This is a genomic window from Streptomyces sp. LaPpAH-108 (genome assembly GCF_000373625.1).
GTDB lineage: Bacteria > Actinomycetota > Actinomycetes > Streptomycetales > Streptomycetaceae > Streptomyces.
The window spans coordinates 866531-885880 of record NZ_KB891993.1; the positions used below are offsets into that span (position 1 = coordinate 866531).

The window sequence follows — 19350 nt, forward strand, 5'->3', positions numbered from 1 at the left end:
CCCGTTATGCCCGTTTCATTCCAATTGCCGGGCGCTGTCGTCCGATTCCGTCCTTCAGGCGTCGCCGTAGGCTTCGCCGCCCAGCTCGAAGGCGGCCGTGCCCGCCGTCGCGTCCGCGAGCCAGCCCCGGAAGGCGGCCACGTCGGCGTCCGGGAGGGCGATCTCGATGGCGACCGCCTCGCCGTAGCGCACGTCACGCACCTCGCGGCCGGTGGAGCGCAGATCGTTCTGCACCTTGCCCGCGCGCTGGTGGTCGACGGTCACCGTGGCCAGGCGGTAGCGGCGCCGGGTGCGGGTGCCGACCGTGTCCAGGGCCTCGCCGACCGCGCCGCCGTAGGCCCGGATCAGACCGCCCGCGCCGAGCTTCACCCCGCCGTAGTAGCGGGTGACGACGGCGACGACGTACCGCATGTCGCGGCGCAGCAGCATCTGGAGCATGGGGAGCCCGGCGGTGCCGCCCGGTTCGCCGTCGTCGCTGGCCTTCTGCACGGAGGCGTCGGCGCCGATGACGTACGCCCAGCAGTTGTGCGTGGCGTCCGCGTGCTCCTTGCGGACGGCCGCGACGAACTCCTGCGCCTCCCGTTCGGTGGCGGCCGGGGCGAGCGCGCACAGGAAGCGGGAACGGTTGATCTCGGTCTCGTGCGTGCCCGCGCGGGCCACGGTGCGGTACTCGTCCTGCATCCCGCCAGCCTATGCGGAGCGCCGTCCTCCCCCGCCCCCGGTGTGCGGGGGAGGATGCGGGGCATACGCGCCGAGCGATCAGGCGGCCGGTGCACCGGTCGCCGTCCGAGGAGGCAGCACCGTATGACCCGCGTCCCCGTGCACCCCGACGCCACCGGCGCACCCGGACGGCACGGCGCGCTCGCCCGGTGCCGGGCGTGGTTCCTGGAGGGCCTGAGCGAGCAGACGGCCCGGCATCCGGGGCCGCACCGCACCCCGCGCCCGGGCCAGGAGGGGCACTCGTGGTGGCGGGTGATGTGCCTGACCGGCGTCGACTACTTCTCCACCCTCGGCTACCAGCCCGGCATCGCCGCCCTCGCGGCCGGGACGCTCTCCCCGCTGGCCACCCTGGTGCTGATCGCGCTGACCCTGTGCGGCGCGCTGCCGGTCTACCGCCGCGTCGCGCACGAGAGCCCGCACGGCGAGGGCTCCATCGCCATGCTGGAGCGGCTGATGTCCTGGTGGTCCGGGAAGATCCTGGTCCTGGTGCTGCTGGGGTTCGCGGCCACCGACTTCATGATCACCATCACGCTGTCCTCGGCGGACGCGGCGGCGCACGTGCTGGAGAACCCGTTCGCCCCGCACTGGATCGAGGGCGCCAACACGTGGATCACACTCGTCCTGATCGGACTGCTCGGCGCGGTCTTCCTCAAGGGCTTCACGGAGGCCATCGGGATCGCGGTCACCCTGGTGGCCACCTATCTCACGCTCAACGTGGTGGTGCTCGCCGCCTGCGCCTACGAGGTCCTGAGCCGCCCGGTGCGGATCTCCGACTGGACGCACGCGATGACCGCCGCGCACTCCTCGCCGCTCGCCATGGTCGGCGTCGCCCTGCTGGTCTTCCCCAAGCTCGCGCTCGGCATGTCCGGCTTCGAGACCGGTGTCGCGGTGATGCCGCAGATCAAGGGCGCCCCCACGGACACCTGGGAGAACCCGGCGGGACGCATCCGGGGCGCGCGCAAGCTGCTGACCACCGCCGCGCTGATCATGAGCTGTCTGCTGCTCCTGTCCAGCCTGGCGACGACGATCCTCATCCCGCAGGAGGACTTCAAGTCCGGCGGCCCCGCCAACGGCCGCGCCCTCGCCTATCTGGCCCACCGCTACCTGGGCGAGATCTTCGGCACGGTCTACGACCTCTCCACCATCACCATCCTGTGGTTCGCGGGCGCCTCCGCCATGGCGGGCCTGCTCAACCTCGTCCCGCGCTATCTCCCCCGCTACGGCATGGCCCCCGAGTGGACCCGTGCCGTACGCCCGCTGGTGCTGGTCTTCCTGGTCGCGGCCGTGCTGATCACCCTCTGGTTCCACGCGAGCGTGGACGCGCAGAGCGGCGCCTACGCCACCGGTGTGCTGGTCCTGATGCTGTCGGCGGCCTTCGCCTCCACGGTCGCGGTGCACCGGCGCCACCACCGGGCGGCCACGATCGGCTTCGGGCTGATCACCGCCGTGTTCGTGTACACCCTGGTCCTCAATGTGATCGAGCGGCCCGACGGCATCAAGATCGCGTCCATCTTCATCGTGGCGATCATGCTCACCTCCTTCGGCTCGCGGGTGCACCGCGCCTTCGAACTGCGCGCCACCGACGTGGTCTTCGACGAGGCCGCGCTGCGCATCATCGACGCCGCCGCCGAGCGCGGCCCGCTCCAGCTGATCGCCAACGAGCCGGACGAGCACAGCAAGCGGGCCTACCGCGCCAAGGAGCAGGAGCAGCGCGAGCACACCCGGCTGCCCAAGGGCGCCGACGTGATCTTCCTGGAGGTGTTCGTGCGCGACTCCTCCGACTTCACCGCGGAGATCACGGTGCACGGCGACGAGAAGCACGGGGTACGACGGCTGCGCGCGGACGGGCCCACGGTGCCCAACACCATCGCGGCCGTGCTGCTCGCGCTGCGCGACCGCACGGGGATGCCCCCGCACGTCTACTTCAACTGGACCGAGGGCAACCCGGTCAGCCATCTCATCCGCTTCCTGGTCTTCGGCAACGGCGAGTCGGCCCCGGTCACCCGCGAGGTCCTGCGCCGCGCGGAGCCGGACCAGGAGCGCAGGCCGTGGGTGCACGTGGGCTGAGGGGGCCTACGCCTTCTCCGGGCCCGGCGCCTTCTCCCCGCGCGGCACCGTGACCGAGGTCAGCCGGGCCGCACCGGGGACGAGCGCCGCCCACTCTGGCCCCTCCCAGTCCAGCACCGCGATCGCCGACGTGGGGAACTTGGCCCGCACCCGCTCCAGGGCGTCGCCCTCCGCCTCCCCCGCGAGCCCCGTGATCAGCCCCTCAAGGCCGGGGCTGTGCCCGATCAGCAGCAGGGTCCGCACCTCGGGCGGTGTCTCGCGCACGACCTCGAGGAGGCGGCCCCAGGGCGCCTCGTAGATCCGCCGGTCGAAGCGGACCGGAGGCGCCCCGGTCCACGCGGCGGCGGCCAGCTCCCAGGTACGACGGGCCCGTACGGCGGTGGAGCACAGGGCGAGGTCGGGCAGGCCGAGGCCGGGTGACGCGAGCGCGCGTCCGGCGGCGGGGGCGTCGCGCAGACCGCGCGGGCCGAGCGGGCGGTCGTGGTCCGCGACGCCCTCGGGCCAGGCGGACTTGGCGTGCCGCAGCACGACCAGACGCCGTGCCGGTCCGCTCACGCCGTGCCGCCCAGGCCGCTCGCGAGATCGAGGGCGAGAAGCCGGTCGGCGTACATGTACGTCTCGAAACGGGCGCCGTCGGGCACTCCGGGCGCCTGGGCGACCTCGCGCAGCACGGTCAGCACGCCCGGCAGATCGAGGTCGTCCTCCCAGGCCGCGCGCAGCCGCGTCCGCACCTCGTCCGGCACGGGACGCGAGGGCTGCCGTGCCCAGCCCGCCACGTCCGCGCGCCACCGGGCGACGGTCCGCGCGGCCTCGTCCAGCGTCGCGCGGTCCAGCGGGACCGGTTCGGTGCGCGGGACGGAGAGCAGGGCGAGGCGGAGGGCGTCGGGGTCCTCCAGCAGCTCGGGCAGCGGTTCTTCGGCGCTCCCCGTCCACTCCGCCGGGGCCACGGCGAGCACCGGTCCGGTGCCGGGCGCGGGCACGTCCCGTCTGAGGACGTGCACGGTCTGCGCCTCGCCGAGTCCGGAGGCCAGGTCGCGGCTGTCCTCGAAGGGGCGGATGCCGAGGGTGGTCCCGGCGGTGCGCAGCTCGGCCTGGTCGCGGGGCGCGCTGAGCAGGGTCCACAGCGGGGTGCCCGCCAGTTCCAGGGCGCGCACGAGGAGGTCGGCGGCGAGCAGGACCCGTAGCGCGGTCAGGTCCAGGCCGGGCACATGGGCCTCGACACGGGTCAGCCCGCGGCGGGCGGGGGTGGGGGTGACGGGCTCGCCGGTCCGGGCGTCGAGGATGCGCAGCACGCAGCGAGCGTAGGCGTGCGCACGCCCGAACGCAGCACCTTGCGCCGATTTGGCCCACGTCGGGGCCGGATGAGGGGTCCACTCGGGTTCCGGGCGGGGGCCGGTGGGGGAATCGGCGCGCGCGGGGCGTTGTTCGAGCCCACGGCACCCATCCCGCCGAGACCCGAGGAGGCCGCCGTGTACGGCGACGAGGCGACGATCCGCAGCATCCTGACCGAGCTGGGCGACACCTGGGCGGTGGTCGGGTTGTCCAGCAACCGGGACCGGGCCGCGTACGGCGTGGCACAGGTGCTCCAGCGGTTCGGCAAGCGGATCGTGCCGGTGCACCCGAAGGCCGAGACCGTGCACGGCGAGCGGGGGTACGCCTCGCTCGCGGACATCCCCTTCGAGGTGGACGTGGTGGACGTGTTCGTCAACAGCGAGCTGGCCGGGGCGGTCGCGGACGAGGCGGTGGCCAAGGGCGCGCGGGCGGTGTGGTTCCAGCTGGGCGTGGTGGACGAGGCGGCGTACGAGCGGACGCGGGTGGCGGGGCTGAGCATGGTGATGGACGCGTGCCCGGCGATCGAGATCCCCCGGCTGGGCCGCTGAACCCGGCGGGCCGCCCCGCACCCCCGGCGCGGGCCCCGCGAGTCCGGCACAGGTCCCGCGCATCCGGCGCGGGTCTCTCACCTGCGCATTCTATGCAGGTGACAGGTGCATGTTTGGCCGTTCGCGACCACAATGTCCCCGTGGGCGCGGCGCGTCCAGGCGCCGCCCGGCGGAAGGGGACCGATGTGAGCCACCGTCACTCCCACCATGCGGGCCCGCTCCACCGGCTCGCCCATCTCCTCACCCCGCACTCCCACGCCACCGCCGACCGGACCGACTCCGCCCTGGAGTCCTCGGCGCGCGGGCTACGGGCGCTGTGGGTGTCGCTGGCCGTGCTCGGCGCGACCGCGCTGGCGCAGGCGGTGGTGGTGGTCGCCTCCGGGTCGGTGGCGCTGCTCGGGGACACCGTGCACAACGCGGCGGACGCGCTGACGGCCCTGCCGCTCGGCATCGCGTTCCTGCTCGGGCGCCGGGCGGCGACCCGGCGGTTCACCTACGGGTACGGGCGGGCGGAGGACCTGGCCGGTCTGGTGATCGTGCTGACCATCGCCGCCTCGGCCGTGTTCACCGCCTGGGCGGCGATGGACCGGCTGCTCGACCCGCGTCCGGTGGAGCATCTGCCCGCCGTCGCGGGGGCCGCGCTGGTGGGCTTCCTGGGCAACGAGTGGGTGGCCCGGTACCGGGTGCGGGTGGGCCGGGAGATCGGCTCGGCCGCGCTGGTGGCGGACGGCCTGCACGCCCGCACCGACGGCTTCGCCTCCCTGGCCGTACTGCTCGGCGCCGGGGGCGCGGCGCTCGGCTGGAGCGCCGCGGACCCGCTGGTCGGACTCGCCATCACGGCCGCGATCGCCCTCGTCCTGCGGGACGCGGCCCGCGAGGTGCTGCGCCGGATGCTGGACGCGGTCGATCCGGAGCTGGTCGACCGGGCCGAGCGCGCGGCGCGGAAGGTGCCGGGCGTGCGCGGGGTGGGCGAGCTGCGGATGCGCTGGATCGGCCACCGGCTCCGCGCCGAACTGGCCGTCCTGGTGGACGGCGAGGCCACCGCGCGCGAGGCCCACGCGGTCGCCGTGGCGGCCGAACACGCCCTGCTGCACGCCGTACCCGGGCTCACCGCCGCCCTGGTGCACGCCGATCCGGCACCGGTGGAGGGCGAGAGCGACCCGCATCTGCCGCTGGCCCACCACGCACCGGTCTGACCCAGGACCGGCTCAGCCGATGCCGAGTCCTTCGATCACCACGGCCCCGGGCAGCTGCGCGAACACCTCGCCGGGCACGAGGAGTTTGCCCTGCCTGCGCCCGCTGCCGACGAGGACGTACGGCAGCTCCACGACGGCGGAGTCCACCAACAGCGGCCAGCTGTCCGGCAGTCCGATCGGGGTGATGCCGCCGTACTCCATGCCGCTCTCGCCGGTCGCCGTGTCCATCGGGGCGAACGACGCCTTGCGGGCGCCGAGTTGGCGGCGCACCACGCCGTTGACATCGGCCTTGGTGGTGGAGAGCACCAGACACGCGGCGAGCGTGGTCTCCCCGCCCCGCTTGCCCGCGACCACCACGCAGTTGGCCGAGCGTTCCATCAGGTCGGCGCCGTAGTGCTCCACGAAGACGGCGGTGTCCGCCCAGCGCGGGTCGGTGTCCACGTAGACGATCCGGTCGGCCGGGGTCTTGCCCTGCCAGTCGCGCAGGGCGGCGGCGACGGGCGCGGTCAGCCGGTCGAGGGCGTCAGGGGCCGGGAGGGCGGTGTCGAAGTTTCCGATGGGGGCGCGCATGGCGGCACGCTAACAGGCCCCGCAGGGGCCGCTCAGCGCACGGGCGGGACGGAGACGGTCATGACCATCTCCATGGGCACGTCGCCCTCGTTGCCGTACGTGTGCGGGGTGTTGGCCTCGAAGGTGGCGCTCGCCCCGGCCGGGACGCGGTGGGGGGTGCCGTCCACGGTGAGGGTCAGCTCGCCCGAGGTGACGTGGACCAGTTCGACCGTGCCGGTGGGGTGCGGGTCGGAGGGGCTGCTCTCGCCGGGCATCAGCCGCCAGTCCCACAGCTCCAGCGGTCCCGGCGCCTCGGTGCCGGTGAGCAGGCGGCTGTAGCTGCCCGTGTCCGTGTGCCACAGGCGGACGGCCTGCTCGGCGGGGACGACCCGGACGCGTGGCCCGCGCTCGTAGTCGAGCAGGGTGGGCACGCTCACGCCGAGCGCGTCCCCGATCTTGACGACCGTGCCGATGCTGGGGTTGGTGCGGGCCTGCTCGATCTGGATCAGCATGCCCCGGCTGACCCCGGCGCGGGCGGCAAGCGTGTCCAGGGTGAAGCCGCGCTCGGTGCGCCAGCGTCTGACGTTGCGCGCCAGGGACTGGGTCAGCAGGTCGAGGTCCGACACATCACGTCCAACGGGTCCAGCAGGTTCGGCAGGGGCACGTGCGGGGGCGGTACGGGGGCCGGGCATACGGTGCGCTGCACCCCGTCGTACACCGCACTGTACTGCGGACGGTCGACGGACAGCAGCGCGATACGGCACCGGACGCCGGGGTCAGCCCTCCGCGTCCAGCCGGGCCAGCCGCTCGATCTGCTCCTCGTCCAGCTCGGCCAGCGCCCGGAACTGCGCCGGGGTCGACCCGTCCGGTGGCGGCACGGGGGCCGGGGTGCGCAGCGGGGGCTGCCAGCCCTCCTCCGGGGTCCAGCGGCGGACGACCCGGGCGGGGGCGCCCGCGACCACCGCGTGGTCGGGGACCGTGCCGCGCACCACCGCACCGGCCGCGACGACCACGTTCCGGCCGATCCGCGCGCCCGGCAGGATCACCGCGTTGGTGCCGATCCAGCAGCCGGGGCCGATCTCCACCGGCTCCATCCGGGGCCACTGCCGTCCGATGGGCTCGTGGGGGTCGTCGTAGGAGTGGTTGGTGGAGGTGACGTAGACGTACGGGCCGAAGTAGCAGTCGCGGCCGATGGTGACCGAGGTGTCCGCGATGACGTGGCTGCCGCGGCCGAGGACCACGCCGTCCCCGATGTTCAGGATCGGCTCCGGCCCGAGATCGAGGTCGGGCATGAGTCCGGCGGTGAGGGTGACCTGCTCGGCGATGATGCAGTAGGCGCCGAGCCGGATCCAGGGTTCGCCGAAGACGGTGCCGAGCGGGAAGGCGAGCCGGGTGCCCTCGCCGATCGCGCCGAAGCGGAGGCGGCCGGGGTGCTCGGCGCTCACGGAGCCGGTGCGCCGCGCCCACTCCCAGACCGCGTGGACGGCCCGCTGGGCGAGGCCCTTCCGCCAGGAAGAGAAGGTGTTCTGGGACTTCGGCACGCGCTCACGTTACTCACCGGTCGCCTCCGGCGAGGGGCCGTACCGCTGTGATCTTCACCCCATACGACAGTCCCCTACGACCGGAGGGGGCATGCACTAGCGTGCGCGGGTACGCGACCGCGACGACTCGAAGAAGAGACGGTGGACTCGGATGACGCACCAGCCCTTGATCGTGGGCATCGGCGGCAGGGAGCCGAAGATCGACCCGGACGCCTTCGTGGCCCCCACGGCCTCGGTGATCGGTGACGTGACGCTCGGCGCGGGGGCGAGCGTCTGGTACGGCGCGGTGGTGCGCGGCGACGTCGAGCGGATCGCCGTCGCCGCGGACGCCAACGTCCAGGACAACGTCACCCTGCACGCCGACCCCGGCTTCCCGCTGACGATCGGCGAACGCGTCTCCATCGGCCACAACGCCGTGGTGCACGGCGCGACCGTCGAGGACGACTGCCTGATCGGCATGGGCGCGACGGTCCTGAACGGCGCGGTGATCGGCGCGGGTTCCCTGGTGGCGGCCCAGGCACTGGTCCCCCAGGGCATGGTGGTCCCGCCGGGCTCACTGGTGGCGGGGGTGCCCGCGAAGGTCCGCCGGGAACTGTCGGAGGAGGAGCGCCAGGGCGTCACGCTGAACGGCACGCTGTACGCGGACCTGGCGAAGACGCACCGGGCGGTGCACGAGTGAGGTGCCGGGCGCCTCGCGGGTGACGGCCGTACGGGGGCGGGCCCGCGCGGAGCCGGGCCGCGCGGGGGTCAGTCCCCCGCGCCCACCGGCTCCGCCTCCGGGGTCTCCTCGGTGGCGGACTCGTTCCGCCGGGCCCGGCGTCTGACGATCAGCATCGAGCCGATGCCGAGGGCGAGGGCCACCGCGAGGCCCACGTACGAGAAGCGCTTGAGCCAGTCCTCGGCGACGATGCCGACGTAGTGGACGACGGCGGTGGTGCCGCCCGCCCAGACGATGCCGCCGAGGACGTTGGCGATGAGGAACTTCCAGTAGGGCATCTTGAGCACGCCCGCGAGGGGCCCGGCGAAGATGCGCAGCAGGGCGATGAAGCGGCCGAAGAAGACGGCCCACATGCCCCACTTCTCGAAAGACCGCTCGGCGGTGGCCACATGGGCCTCGCTGAAGTGTCTCGGAAGTTTCTTGGCGAGCCAGGCCAGCAGCGGACGGCCGCCCTTGCGGCCGATCGCGTAGCCGATGGAGTCACCGATGACGGCACCGGCCGTGGCGCACGCGCCGAGCACGAACGGGTCGATGCCGGAGTGGCTGGAGGACATGAGCGCGGCCGAGACGAGGACGATCTCGCCGGGCAGCGGGATGCCCAGGCTCTCCAGGCCGATCACCAGAGCCACCACGGCGTAGACGGCGAGCGGGGGCACCGAGTCGAGCCATTCCTGGACGTGCACCGCCGGTTCCTCCCAGTCGCCGTCCCTGAGCGCGGGGGCCACGCCTGTTTCAGGGGTTCTCCGGGAAGGCTACCCGGTCGGCGAGGGCGGACGGCCTGCCTCCACCCGCTCGGGGGCGTGACCCCCGCCATGCGGGGCGCGGGGCGCGACTCGGGGGCGGGCTGCACGGCTCAGGGGCGCGTGCCCGCCGAGGCCGCGCCCCCTGAGTCCGTCCCTGACCGGTCAGCCGTTCGGCCGCAGGGTCCAGACGACCGTCATCTCGCCGGAGACGGAACCGTCCTCGCGCTCGATGGTGATGGCCACCGGGAACTCCGGCCGCCGGCCCGCGTCGAGATCCGCGACGACCTCGGCCGCCGGACGGCCCAGGGTGGCGGTCGCGGTGACCGGGCCGAGAGCCAGCTTCTTGTAGTCGATCTCGGCGCGCACCGCGAGCGGCACCGCGCGCGAGAGCTGCTCGCCGAAAGCCGTCAGCACGATGGCACCGCTCGCGGACTCGGCCAGGGTGAACATCGCACCGGCGTGCGGGCCGCCGAGGTGGTTGTGGTACTCGGACTGGTCCGGCAGCCGGAGCACCGCGCGCTCGGGCGTGACCTCGATGAACTCCAGGTTCAGGGTCCGCACCATCGGCACCGCGGCGGCCAGCATGTCGCCCATGGAGGCGCTCTCAACTGTCATGTCCGTGATGTTACCGACGGGTAGCCAGCCTGGCCAGTCCGAATCATGTCCATGGCGCATTAGGGTTGCTGGCCATGTGGCCAGGAGAGCAGCCGCCAGGGGGCGCGCAGAACCCGCAGCACAACCCGTACCAGCAGCCGGGTTACCAGCAGCCGAATCCGTACCAGCAGCCCGGCTACCAGCAGTACCCGCAGGGCAGCCCCTACGGGCAGCAGCCGCAGTGGGGTGCGCCCCAGCCGCCGCAGCCGCCGAAGGGCGGCGGGAACCGGACCAAGGTCGTCGCGATCGTCGCGGCCACCGCCGTGGTCGTCGCGGCGGCCGTGACCGGCTATCTGGTCCTCGGCAAGACGAGCCACGACGAGGCCCGTGACGGCAAGGGCGGCAAGACCGCGCGGCCGACCACGTCCGCCCCGTCCACGAGCGCGTCCACCCCGGACGACAACCCGCGCGGGGCCGACAGCGCCGTGAAGCCGGTGATCGCGGGCTGGAAGCCCGTCGTCAACCCCAAGTTCGGCACCGCCTTCGACGTGCCGCAGGACTGGCAGCTGGAGTCCGTGGACACCTCCTACTTCATGGAGGACCGCGCCGACGACGACAAGCTGATCACCTCCGTGTCGGCCCCGGCCGTCTACAAGTCCAAGTGGTGCACCTCGGACAGCGACCGGGACGGCCGCAGCGACGACACCTCGCTGGCGGTCGCGGGCACCCGGGGCGAGAACGGCGCGAAGACCACGGCCCAGGCGGCGGTCGCGCGCGTGCCCTGGTACGTCTACGGCGGCTACACCCAGCCCGACAAGAAGAGCATCACCTTCGACAAGAAGGCCAAGCACTACGTCACCAAGTCGGGCGTCGAGGGCGACTACGCGTGGGCGCGGTCGGACAAGACCCCGCAGAAGGGCAAGTGCGCGAGCGACGGCCAGGCCATCTCGTTCGCGTTCAAGAACGCGGCGGACGACATCGTGTCGTTCGACCTCTACGGCGCCAAGGGCGTCAAGGGCGAGGTCGACACCGCGACGATCATGAAGATCCTCAGCTCGGTGCGGCTGCACGGGCAGCCGACGGGAGGCTGAGCCGGGCGCTCACCGCGCGGGCGGGCGGCGGGACTTCGTCGGCGGGAAATCCGGCTTGGCAGGTGCGACGGCCAGGGGCGATAGTCGCCGGGTGACCTCAAGACCGGACCCCGCCGCCCAGGAATCGCCCGCCGCCGAGCCCGCCGATCGCCCCGCCGTCCCGCGCACGGGATCGAGACCGGGGTCAGGGTCGGGGTCGGCGTCAGGGTCCGGCTCGGGGGTCGGCTCAGGGACCGGGTCCGGGTCCGGGCCGGGCTCAGGGTCGTCCCCTACGGGCCGCAACTACCGGCTGCTGACGGCCGCGGCCGTCGTCACCGCGCTCGGTTCCAACGCCTCGTTCATCGCGGCGGCGTTCGCGGTCCTGGACGCGGGCGGCGACAGCTCGGACGTGGGTCTGGTCGCCGCTTCCCGCACCCTGCCGCTGGTGGTGTTCCTGCTGGTGGGCGGCGCGGTGGCGGACCGGCTGCCCCGGCACCGGGTGATGGTCGCCGCCAACGCCCTCAACTTCCTCTCCCAGGGCGCCTTCGCGCTGCTCGTCCTGACCGGCGAGGCCCGGCTGTGGCAGATGATGCTGCTCACCGCGCTCGGCGGCACCGGGCAGGCGTTCTTCAGCCCGGCCGCCGAGGGGATGCTGATGTCCTCGGTGGACGGCGAGCAGGCGGGGCGGGCGTTCGCCCTGTTCCGCATGGCCACCCAGGGCGCGGCGCTGGGCGGTGCCGCACTCGGCGGCGCGCTCGTGGCCGCCATCGGCCCCGGCTGGGTGCTCGCGCTGGACGCGGTGGCCTTCGCGGTCGCCGGGTCGCTGCGCGCGTTCCTCGACGTGAGCCATGTCCCGGCACGCGCGCCGGGCGGTGGTCTGCTGTCCGATCTCCGGGAGGGCTGGCGGGAGTTCATCGGGCGGCCCTGGCTGTGGGGCGTGGTCGCGCAGTTCTCCCTCGCCAACGCGGTGGTCGGCGCGGCCGACGCCGTCTACGGCCCGGTCGTCGCCCGCGACAGCCTGGGCGGCGCGGCCCCCTGGGGCCTGGCGCTCGGCGCCTTCGGCGCGGGCACGGCGGTGGGCGCCCTGCTGATGACCCGCTGGAAACCGCGCCGTCTGCTCTTCACCGGCACCCTCTGTGTCTTCCCGCTCGCCCTCCCCTCGGCCGCGCTGGCCGTCCCGGTGCCGGTGGAAGTGCTCTACGCGGTCATGTTCTTCGCCGGTGCCACGGTGGAGGTCTTCGGCGTCTCCTGGATGACCGCCCTCCACCAGGAGATCCCCGAGGACAAACTCTCCCGCGTCTCGGCCTACGACTGGTTCGGCTCGGTCGCCCTGATGCCCCTGGCCACAGCCCTGGCGGGCCCGGTCGAGTCCGCGGTCGGTCTGACCGCCGCCCTCTGGGGCAGCTCGGCCCTGGTCGTCCTCGTCACCGCCCTCGTCCTCCTGGTCCCGGAGGTGCGCACCCTGACCCGGCGGACGGCCCGGGTGACCACCGTCGACCTCTGAGAGAGCCGCCCGGTCCGAGGAAGCCGTCCGGTCCCACGGCGCCGTCCGCCCTGGCGGGCCCGCCCGGCTCAGCCGATGCCGAACGCCCCGTCCGGCGGCTCGGGGGACGGTACGGCCTCGCCGTCCTCCACCGGGCGGGCCGCGCCGGTGAACTTCCGCAGCGCGGGGCCGTGTTCGACGCGGGCGGGGAACACGTCAGCGGCGGTACGGCGGGCCAACGCGGCCAGGTCCAGGGGGCGGTGGGAGGCGAGGAGGATGGCGTTGCCGAAACGGCGACCGCGCAGCACGCCCGGTTCCGCGATGAGTGCCAGCTCCTCGAACAGGGCGCCGAAGGTGGCCAGTTGGGAGCGGAGGAAGGTGAAGGGCGTGCCGTCCGCGAGGTTCGCCAGATAGACGCCGTCCGGCCGCAGCACCCGCTCGGCCTCGGCCGCGTAGCCGAGCGAGGTGAGGTGGGCGGGGACGCGGGAGCCGCCGAAGACGTCCGCGACCAGGACGTCCGCGCTGTCGTCCGGGGCGGCCTCCAGCCAGCTGCGGGCGTCGGCGGTGTGCACCGCGATGCCCGAGCCCGGCGGCAGCGGAAGGTGCTCGGCGACCAGTTCCGCCAGGCCCCGGTCGGCCTCCACCACGTCCTGCCGGGAGCCGGGCCGGGTGACGGACACGTACCGGGGCAGGGTCAGCGCGCCGCCACCGAGGTGCAGCACGTCCAGCGGGCGGCCGTCCTCGGCGGCCACGTCGAGCGCGTGCCCGAGGCGGCGCGCGTACTCGAACTCCAGATGCGCGGGGTCGTCCAGGTCGACGTACGACTGGGGCGCCCCGTCCACGGTGAGCAGCCAGGCCCGCTCCCGGTCCACGTCGGGCATCAGCTTGGCGGTGCCGTGGTCGACGGTCCTGGTCACGGGTATGGCTTCGGTCACGGGACCATTGTCCCCCGGCGCGCGGGTGCCCTCGTGTGCGCGGGGACGGCCGCCCGTCCCCGCGCACACCCGCGCTCACTCCACCGAGGTCACCGTCCCGGCGCCGACCGTCCGGCCGCCCTCGCGGACGGCGAAGCCGAGCCCCGGCTCCAGCGGGACCTCGCGGCCCAGCTCGACGGTCATCTCCACCGTGTCACCGGGCCGCGCGACCGCCGTCTCGCCCAGGTCGATGTCCCCGACCACGTCGGCGGTGCGGAGGTAGAACTGCGGCCGGTAGCCGGTCGTGACCGGGGTCGTCCGGCCGCCCTCGCGCGCCGAGAGGACGTACACCCGGGCCGTGAAGCGCCGTCCGGGCGTCACGCTGCCCGGCGCCGCCACCACGTGCCCGCGCCGGACCGCGTCGCGGGGCACCCCGCGCAGCAGCAGCGCCACGTTGTCCCCGGCCTGCGCCTCGTCCATCGGCTTGCCGAAGGTCTCCAGACCGGTGACGACGCTCTCCACCTCCGCGCCGAGCACCGCCACCCGGTCCCCGACCCGCACCCTCCCGCGCTCGACGGCACCCGTGACGACGGTGCCGCGCCCGGTGATGGTCAGCACGTTCTCCACCGGGAGCAGGAACGGCGCGTCCAGATACCGCTCCGGCATCGGCACATAGGTGTCCACCGCGTCGAGCAGCGCCTCGATGGACGCCGTCCACCGCGGGTCGCCCTCAAGGGCCTTGAGCCCGGAGACGCGTACGACGGGTACGGCGTCGCCCGCGTAGCCCTGTGCGGTGAGCAGTTCGCGGACCTCCAGCTCGACCAGGTCGGTCAGCTCCTCGTCGCCCGCGTCGGCCTTGTTGAGCGCGACCACGATGTGGTCGACGCCCACCTGCCGGGCGAGCAGCACGTGTTCGGCGGTCTGCGGCATGATCCCGTCGAGCGCGGAGACGACGAGGATCGCACCGTCGAGCTGGGCGGCGCCGGTGATCATGTTCTTGACGAAGTCCGCGTGGCCCGGCATGTCCACGTGGGCGTAGTGTCGGGTGTCGGTCTCGTACTCGACGTGCGCGATGTTGATGGTGATGCCGCGCGCGGCCTCCTCCGGCGCCCGGTCGATGCGGTCGAACGGCACGAAGGTGCCGGTGCCGCGCTCGGCCAGGACCTTGGTGATGGCGGCGGTCAGGGTGGTCTTGCCGTGGTCGACGTGGCCCATGGTGCCGATGTTGAGGTGCGGCTTGGTGCGCACGTATGCCGTCTTGGGCATGGGAAGTCCTCGTGGTGGTGATGCGTGAGGCGCGGGAACGCGCCGGACCCCGGTGACTCTCCGACCCTCCCCCTGCGGGGTCCGCCGGACGATCCGGAGAGGGTCAGCTTCGGGCGCCGTCGGCAGCGGCCACGAGGAACGGGACGGCAGCCTTCGGTGCATCCGCGAGCGCGGATGCTGCGAGAAGGAAGGCGTACCGGAACATGACGCAGATCATTGCGGACGCGTCGCCCCACGTCGAACGGTTTTTCCCGGACGGGTCGGCCTCCGACGGCCGCCTTCCGTACACCGATCACACCCCCGCGTCGGTTAGGGTCACCGGATGCCCGCTGCCACCAACCGCTCTGGGGGCACCGCCATGGCCACACCCCGGGCCACCGTCGCCGAACCGGCGCTCACGGTCACCGAACCAGCGCTCGCCGCCTCCCCGGTTGTTCCCGAACCAGCCCTCGTGCGCCGGGGATTCGCCGCGCGCGGAGCCGCCGTCCTCCTCTCTCCTTACGCACGCCTGGCGTTGCTGCTGCTCCTGCTCGGGGGCGGCGCCGGATGCGTGCTCGCCTTCGCGCCGCAGCAGCTGCTGACGCGGCAACTGCCGCCGGGGCTCGGCATGGTGACAGCAGCCACCGTGTTCGCGGTGGGGTACGGCCTGTGCACGGTGGCGTTCGTACCGCGCCCTCTGCTGAACCTGGCCGCGGGCGCGCTGTTCGGCTCCCCGCTGGGGCTGACCTCGGCGCTCGCGGGCACGGTGTTCGGGGCGGGGCTGGCGTTCGTGCTGGGCCGGGCGCTGGGGCAGGACGCGCTGCGTCCGCTGCTGCGGGGGCGCTGGCTGCGGGCGGCGGACGGGCAGTTGAGCCGCCACGGGTTCCGGTCGATGCTGGCGGCGCGGCTCTTCCCGGGGGTGCCGTTCTGGGCGGCGAACTACTGCGCCGCCGTCTCCCGGATGCGGCTCACCCCGTTCCTGCTCGCCACTGCACTGGGCTCCATCCCGAACACGGCCGCCTACGCCGTCGCGGGCGCCCGCGCCTCGGCGCCGACCTCACCGGCCTTTCTGATCGCGATGGCCTGCATCGCCGTACCGGCGCTGGCGGGGACATGGGTGGCGTGGCGCAAAAGGCATCATCTGAACGGCAGTTGAACAGCGACTGGACGGCGGCTGGACGGCGCGTGCTCCTACAGAACCGGCGGCGGGCCGACGGCCTGGATGACCATCCCATGACCAACCCCCGATGATTGCTTTGCCGTAGGGGCCCGCTACGCTGCCCCCGTCACATGATCACGTCTGTCTTTCCGAGCGCTTGGACCTCCTGCCGCCATGTCTTGGTTTGAATCCCTCGTCCTGGGACTCGTCCAGGGGCTCACCGAGTTCCTGCCCGTGTCCTCCAGCGCCCATCTGCGGCTGACCGCGGCCTTCTCGGGCTGGAAGGACCCCGGCGCGGCCTTCACGGCGATCACCCAGATCGGCACGGAGGCGGCGGTGCTGATCTACTTCCGCAAGGACATCGGGCGGATCGTGTCGGCATGGTTCCGCTCGCTGTTCGACAAGGCGGCGCGGGGGACGCACGACGCACGGATGGGCTGGCTGGTGATCGTCGGCTCGATCCCGATCGGTGTGCTCGGACTGACGCTGAAGGACCAGATCGAGGGGCCGTTCCGTGATCTCCGGATCACGGCGACGATGCTGATCGTGGTCGGCGTCCTGATAGGCATCGCCGACCGGCTCGCGGCCCGCGACGAGTCCGGCGCCCGCCACCGCTCCCCCAAGCAGCGCAAGACCCTGGAGAACCTGAGCGTCCGCGACGGCCTGATCTTCGGCCTCTGCCAGGCATGCGCGCTGATCCCCGGCGTCTCCCGCTCCGGCGCCACCATCAGCGGCGGCCTCTTCATGGGCTACCGCCGCGAAGCCGCCGCCCGCTACTCCTTCCTCCTCGCCATCCCCGCGGTCCTCGCCTCCGGCGTCTTCGAGGTGAAGCACTCGCTGGGCGAGGGCGGGGACGTGTCGTGGGGGCCGACCCTGTTCGCGACAGTGATCGCGTTCGCCTCCGGATACGCGGTGATCGCCTGGTTCATGAAGTGGATCTCCAACAAGAGCTTCATGCCCTTTGTCTGGTACCGCATCGCCCTCGGCATCGTGATCATCGTCCTGGTGAGCATGGGCGTACTGAGCCCGCACGCGGCGGAGTCGGCGGGCTGACCCGGGCGCGGATGCCGCGGCCCCTCGGAACTCCCTTGCGTCAGGCGGTGAAGCCGCCGTCGACATGGATCGAGGCTCCGGTGATGTACGCCCCGTCCGCGCTCGCCAAGTGGGCGACGGTGGCCGCGATCTCGGCCGGTTCCGCGTAGCGGCCCACCGCCGTGAAACCGGTGATCGTCTCGGCGTCGGGCCTGTCGACGGGGTTGGTGTCGGTGTCCGTGGGGCCGGGATGCACCAGATTGACGGTGACTCCCCGCGGACCGAGTTCCCGGGCCAGCCCCTTGGTCATCCCGGTCAGCGCCGTCTTGCTCATCGAGTACAGCGCCAGTCCGGGGAAGACCGCGCGCTCGCCGACATTGCTCCCGATGCTGATGATGCGGCCACCCCGCTCCATGTGACGCACGGCCGCCTTGGACGCCACGAACGGCGCCCGCACGTTCACCGCGAGCGTGCGGTCGATCTCCGCCGGTCCCAGATCCTCCAGCGGGCCGACGAGGAAGACACCCGCGTTGTTGACCAGGATGTCGAGCCTGCCGAACAGCGCGGCGGCCTCGTCCACGGCGGCGGTCAGCTCCTCGGGAACCGCACTGTCGGCCTGGACAGCCAGTCCCCGCCGCCCCTGACCCTTGATCCCCTCCACCACCTCAGCGGCACGGTCCGCACCGCTCTCATACGTCAGGACCACATCGGCCCCCTCCTCCGCCAACCGCAACGCCACAGCCGCACCAATACCCCGGCTGCCACCCGTGACCAGAGCCACGTTTCCCTCAAGTCGATTCATGCCATCGAGCATCCCGAGCACGAGCCCCCAAAGCTCGCGGCAATCCGACCTGACGTTCCCCGCTCCCGACCGGACTGTCGTAGCTCCCTGACGGCCCCGAATCAGTCACCCACCCGGCAGAGCATGATCATTGCCGTTGACCCCGACTCCATCCCCCGTACACAATCTGCGGGCCCGCGACGCCCGCGGGCTCACGGGGAGGGGCGCCCATGTGTGAGAAATGTGATCAGCGGGAGACCTTGACCGCGCTCGCGGGAAATCCCGCCGCGCCGGTCGACGTACTGGCCAGGATGCTGTCCGAGGAGGCCAAGGAGGCCTGGGGCAGGCTTGTTTGGCGGGAGTTGCCGGACGAGGTGGTGGACGCCATAGTCGCGGATGGCGATCACCGGCTGCGGGAGAGGTTCGCCGAGAGCCCCTCGGCGGCGGAACACCGCGTCCGGCTCGTGGACGACGCCGACCCCCGTGTCCGCCTCGCGCTCGCCGCCGGGCCCCACTGGTTCCGCGTCGCCGAGGAACCGCTGCCCCTGTCCGCCCAGCGGCGCCTGCTCGCCGATCCGGACCCGGAGGTCCGCCGCAACGCGGCCTACAGCCGGCTGACCGCCCCGAGCCTGGTCGCCGCACTGGCCGACCACCCGGACGCGGAGCTGCGCCGGATGGCCTGCGGCCAGTGGCACCTGCTCGGCGAGGACACGCGGAGCCGTCTGCTCGACGACGCGGAGGGCGACGTACGCCTGGCGGCCATGATGCGGGCCTGCCACGAGGACGCGGACCGCACGGACCTCCTTCTCGAGGCCGGGCTCAGCTACCTCCCCCGGTGCGAAGTGATCCGGTACGGCGCCATGAGCGCGGCGACCGCCGAACGGCTCGCGGCGAGCCCGGAGGTGGAGGACAGACGGGCGCTGGCGGCCAACCCCGGCCTTCCCACCGAGATCGTCAGGACGTTGGCGAGCGATGCCGAGCACCGCGTCCGGCTGGAGGTGTCGGCACGCCCCGAACTCACCGAGGCCGAGCGGGCCGCCATCGACATCACCATCGAGCCGTCCGACCGGCTCCGTCCCCTGGAGTGGGTGCGCCACTGCACCGATCCCGACGCCCTGCGCCGGTGCGCCAGGTCCTCCCACACCTGGCTGCGCCGCAGCGCCGCCGTCAGCGAGCACCTGCCCGCCGACGCCGTCGACCTGCTCGCCGAGGACGACGACTACGCCGTGCGGCTCCTGCTGTGCGAGAACCAGCCCACCGTCGACGGCGAGGTGGTGCTCCGGACGTACCTGGACTGCGAGGTCATCACCAAGGGCGCCCTCCTCAATCACCCGAACTTCCCCCGCACCGGCAACGCCCGACGCTTCGCCGACGACCCGGACCCCGACCGGCGCCGCCTCGTGGGCCTCGACCCCGAAGCCCCCGCCGACACCATGGCCCGACTGCTCACCGACCCCGACAAGAGCGTGCGCACCATGGCGGCGGCACACCCCGCCCTCCCCGTGGACCTCGTCCTCCAGAGCCTCCAGGACCCGGAGACCGCCCCCTACGCCCTCGGCAACCCCGGCCTCCCCGTGGAGGTCATGCACCGGTGTCTGGACGAGCTGGGCGTCCCGCGCTGAACAGGACCCGGCGGGCACCCCGGGCCCCTGTCCTGG

Annotated in this window: 20 protein-coding genes; 9 read left to right on the forward strand and 11 right to left on the reverse strand. The window is 73.1% G+C overall.

Annotated features, from left to right (window positions below):
* Window positions 1–54: 54 nt before the first annotated feature.
* Window positions 55–681 carry a YigZ family protein gene (locus tag B079_RS0115315; RefSeq protein ID WP_018546706.1) on the reverse strand — a complete coding sequence of 209 codons (627 nt, stop codon included), beginning with the start codon at window positions 679–681 and terminating at the stop codon, window positions 55–57.
* Between the two features lie 123 nt (window positions 682–804).
* On the opposite strand from B079_RS0115315, the gene B079_RS0115320 reads away from it, so the two are divergent.
* On the forward strand, window positions 805–2787 hold the full coding sequence (locus B079_RS0115320; protein ID WP_018546707.1) for a hypothetical protein: 1983 nt from the start codon (window positions 805–807) through the stop codon (window positions 2785–2787).
* A 6-nt stretch (window positions 2788–2793) separates the two neighbouring features.
* Here B079_RS0115320 and B079_RS0115325 read toward each other — a convergent pair whose 3' ends face one another.
* Together B079_RS0115325 and B079_RS0115330 are read right to left on the reverse strand one after the other, a co-directional pair.
* The gene (locus tag B079_RS0115325; protein ID WP_026248723.1) at window positions 2794–3342 is read right to left on the reverse strand and encodes a SixA phosphatase family protein; all 549 of its coding nucleotides are present in this window, start codon (window positions 3340–3342) and stop codon (window positions 2794–2796) included.
* The gene (locus tag B079_RS0115330) at window positions 3339–4079 is read right to left on the reverse strand and encodes a hypothetical protein (RefSeq protein ID WP_018546709.1); all 741 of its coding nucleotides are present in this window, start codon (window positions 4077–4079) and stop codon (window positions 3339–3341) included. The genes B079_RS0115325 and B079_RS0115330 overlap by 4 nt, the downstream gene beginning before the upstream one ends.
* Before the next feature lie 177 nt (window positions 4080–4256).
* On the opposite strand from B079_RS0115330, the gene B079_RS0115335 reads away from it, so the two are divergent.
* Together B079_RS0115335 and B079_RS0115340 are read left to right on the forward strand one after the other, a co-directional pair.
* Window positions 4257–4667, forward strand: a complete 411-nt coding sequence (locus B079_RS0115335) for a CoA-binding protein (protein WP_018546710.1) — start codon at window positions 4257–4259, stop codon at window positions 4665–4667.
* A gap of 185 nt (window positions 4668–4852) precedes the next feature.
* Window positions 4853–5863: a cation diffusion facilitator family transporter gene (locus B079_RS0115340; protein WP_018546711.1), complete on the forward strand. Its 1011-nt coding sequence runs from the start codon at window positions 4853–4855 to the stop codon at window positions 5861–5863.
* A gap of 12 nt (window positions 5864–5875) precedes the next feature.
* Here B079_RS0115340 and B079_RS0115345 read toward each other — a convergent pair whose 3' ends face one another.
* From B079_RS0115345 to B079_RS0115355, 3 genes are all read right to left on the reverse strand, one after another.
* Window positions 5876–6433 (reverse strand): YbaK/EbsC family protein, encoded by a 558-nt coding sequence (locus B079_RS0115345; protein ID WP_018546712.1) that lies wholly within the window; start codon window positions 6431–6433, stop codon window positions 5876–5878.
* Window positions 6434–6465: 32 nt separating this feature from the next.
* Window positions 6466–7038: an XRE family transcriptional regulator gene (locus B079_RS0115350; RefSeq protein ID WP_018546713.1), complete on the reverse strand. Its 573-nt coding sequence runs from the start codon at window positions 7036–7038 to the stop codon at window positions 6466–6468.
* A 150-nt stretch (window positions 7039–7188) separates the two neighbouring features.
* Window positions 7189–7953: an acyltransferase gene (locus B079_RS0115355; RefSeq protein ID WP_018546714.1), complete on the reverse strand. Its 765-nt coding sequence runs from the start codon at window positions 7951–7953 to the stop codon at window positions 7189–7191.
* 151 nt (window positions 7954–8104) lie between these two features.
* Between B079_RS0115355 and B079_RS0115360 the strand changes: the two genes are divergently transcribed.
* Window positions 8105–8632, forward strand: coding sequence for a gamma carbonic anhydrase family protein (locus tag B079_RS0115360; RefSeq protein WP_018546715.1), 528 nt, complete (start codon window positions 8105–8107; stop codon window positions 8630–8632).
* Window positions 8633–8700: 68 nt separating this feature from the next.
* Here the strand turns inward: B079_RS0115360 and B079_RS0115365 are convergent, their stop codons facing one another.
* Window positions 8701–9354 (reverse strand): DedA family protein, encoded by a 654-nt coding sequence (locus tag B079_RS0115365; protein ID WP_026248724.1) that lies wholly within the window; start codon window positions 9352–9354, stop codon window positions 8701–8703.
* A gap of 222 nt (window positions 9355–9576) precedes the next feature.
* The gene (locus B079_RS0115370; protein WP_026248725.1) at window positions 9577–10029 is read right to left on the reverse strand and encodes a DUF4442 domain-containing protein; all 453 of its coding nucleotides are present in this window, start codon (window positions 10027–10029) and stop codon (window positions 9577–9579) included.
* A gap of 74 nt (window positions 10030–10103) precedes the next feature.
* Here B079_RS0115370 and B079_RS0115375 point away from each other — a divergent pair, with 74 nt between their 5' ends.
* Window positions 10104–11099, forward strand: a complete 996-nt coding sequence (locus B079_RS0115375; protein ID WP_018546718.1) for a hypothetical protein — start codon at window positions 10104–10106, stop codon at window positions 11097–11099.
* Window positions 11100–11388: 289 nt separating this feature from the next.
* Window positions 11389–12582: an MFS transporter gene (locus B079_RS32125; RefSeq protein WP_078495961.1), complete on the forward strand. Its 1194-nt coding sequence runs from the start codon at window positions 11389–11391 to the stop codon at window positions 12580–12582.
* Between the two features lie 68 nt (window positions 12583–12650).
* Here B079_RS32125 and B079_RS0115385 read toward each other — a convergent pair whose 3' ends face one another.
* Together B079_RS0115385 and tuf are read right to left on the reverse strand one after the other, a co-directional pair.
* Window positions 12651–13496 (reverse strand): spermidine synthase, encoded by an 846-nt coding sequence (locus B079_RS0115385; protein ID WP_018546721.1) that lies wholly within the window; start codon window positions 13494–13496, stop codon window positions 12651–12653.
* A 75-nt stretch (window positions 13497–13571) separates the two neighbouring features.
* Window positions 13572–14741, reverse strand: coding sequence for an elongation factor Tu (gene tuf / locus B079_RS0115390; RefSeq protein ID WP_018546722.1), 1170 nt, complete (start codon window positions 14739–14741; stop codon window positions 13572–13574).
* Between the two features lie 322 nt (window positions 14742–15063).
* Here tuf and B079_RS0115400 point away from each other — a divergent pair, with 322 nt between their 5' ends.
* Together B079_RS0115400 and B079_RS0115405 are read left to right on the forward strand one after the other, a co-directional pair.
* Window positions 15064–15876 (forward strand): TVP38/TMEM64 family protein, encoded by an 813-nt coding sequence (locus B079_RS0115400; RefSeq protein ID WP_026248726.1) that lies wholly within the window; start codon window positions 15064–15066, stop codon window positions 15874–15876.
* A gap of 177 nt (window positions 15877–16053) precedes the next feature.
* Window positions 16054–16932, forward strand: a complete 879-nt coding sequence (locus B079_RS0115405) for an undecaprenyl-diphosphate phosphatase (RefSeq protein ID WP_018546725.1) — start codon at window positions 16054–16056, stop codon at window positions 16930–16932.
* 40 nt (window positions 16933–16972) lie between these two features.
* Here the strand turns inward: B079_RS0115405 and B079_RS0115410 are convergent, their stop codons facing one another.
* On the reverse strand, window positions 16973–17713 hold the full coding sequence (locus B079_RS0115410) for a 3-oxoacyl-ACP reductase family protein (RefSeq protein WP_037801627.1): 741 nt from the start codon (window positions 17711–17713) through the stop codon (window positions 16973–16975).
* A 209-nt stretch (window positions 17714–17922) separates the two neighbouring features.
* Between B079_RS0115410 and B079_RS0115415 the strand changes: the two genes are divergently transcribed.
* Entirely contained in the window at window positions 17923–19314 is a 1392-nt protein-coding gene (locus tag B079_RS0115415; RefSeq protein ID WP_026248728.1) for a HEAT repeat domain-containing protein, read from the forward strand.
* Window positions 19315–19350: the final 36 nt, after the last annotated feature.

Excerpts from the sequence above, each read along its gene's own strand:
- B079_RS0115315 (WP_018546706.1), bottom strand. The coding sequence starts at position 681 with ATGCAGGACGAGTACCGCACCGTGGCCCGCGCGGGCACGCACGAGACC.
- B079_RS0115320 (WP_018546707.1), top strand. The coding sequence starts at position 805 with ATGACCCGCGTCCCCGTGCACCCCGACGCCACCGGCGCACCCGGACGG.
- B079_RS0115345 (WP_018546712.1), bottom strand. The coding sequence starts at position 6,433 with ATGCGCGCCCCCATCGGAAACTTCGACACCGCCCTCCCGGCCCCTGAC.
- B079_RS0115360 (WP_018546715.1), top strand. The coding sequence starts at position 8,105 with ATGACGCACCAGCCCTTGATCGTGGGCATCGGCGGCAGGGAGCCGAAG.
- B079_RS0115370 (WP_026248725.1), bottom strand. The coding sequence starts at position 10,029 with ATGACAGTTGAGAGCGCCTCCATGGGCGACATGCTGGCCGCCGCGGTG.
- B079_RS0115375 (WP_018546718.1), top strand. The coding sequence starts at position 10,104 with ATGTGGCCAGGAGAGCAGCCGCCAGGGGGCGCGCAGAACCCGCAGCAC.
- tuf (WP_018546722.1), bottom strand. The coding sequence starts at position 14,741 with ATGCCCAAGACGGCATACGTGCGCACCAAGCCGCACCTCAACATCGGC.
- B079_RS0115400 (WP_026248726.1), top strand. The coding sequence starts at position 15,064 with ATGCCCGCTGCCACCAACCGCTCTGGGGGCACCGCCATGGCCACACCC.
- B079_RS0115405 (WP_018546725.1), top strand. The coding sequence starts at position 16,054 with ATGTCTTGGTTTGAATCCCTCGTCCTGGGACTCGTCCAGGGGCTCACC.
- B079_RS0115410 (WP_037801627.1), bottom strand. The coding sequence starts at position 17,713 with ATGAATCGACTTGAGGGAAACGTGGCTCTGGTCACGGGTGGCAGCCGG.
- B079_RS0115415 (WP_026248728.1), top strand. The coding sequence starts at position 17,923 with ATGTGTGAGAAATGTGATCAGCGGGAGACCTTGACCGCGCTCGCGGGA.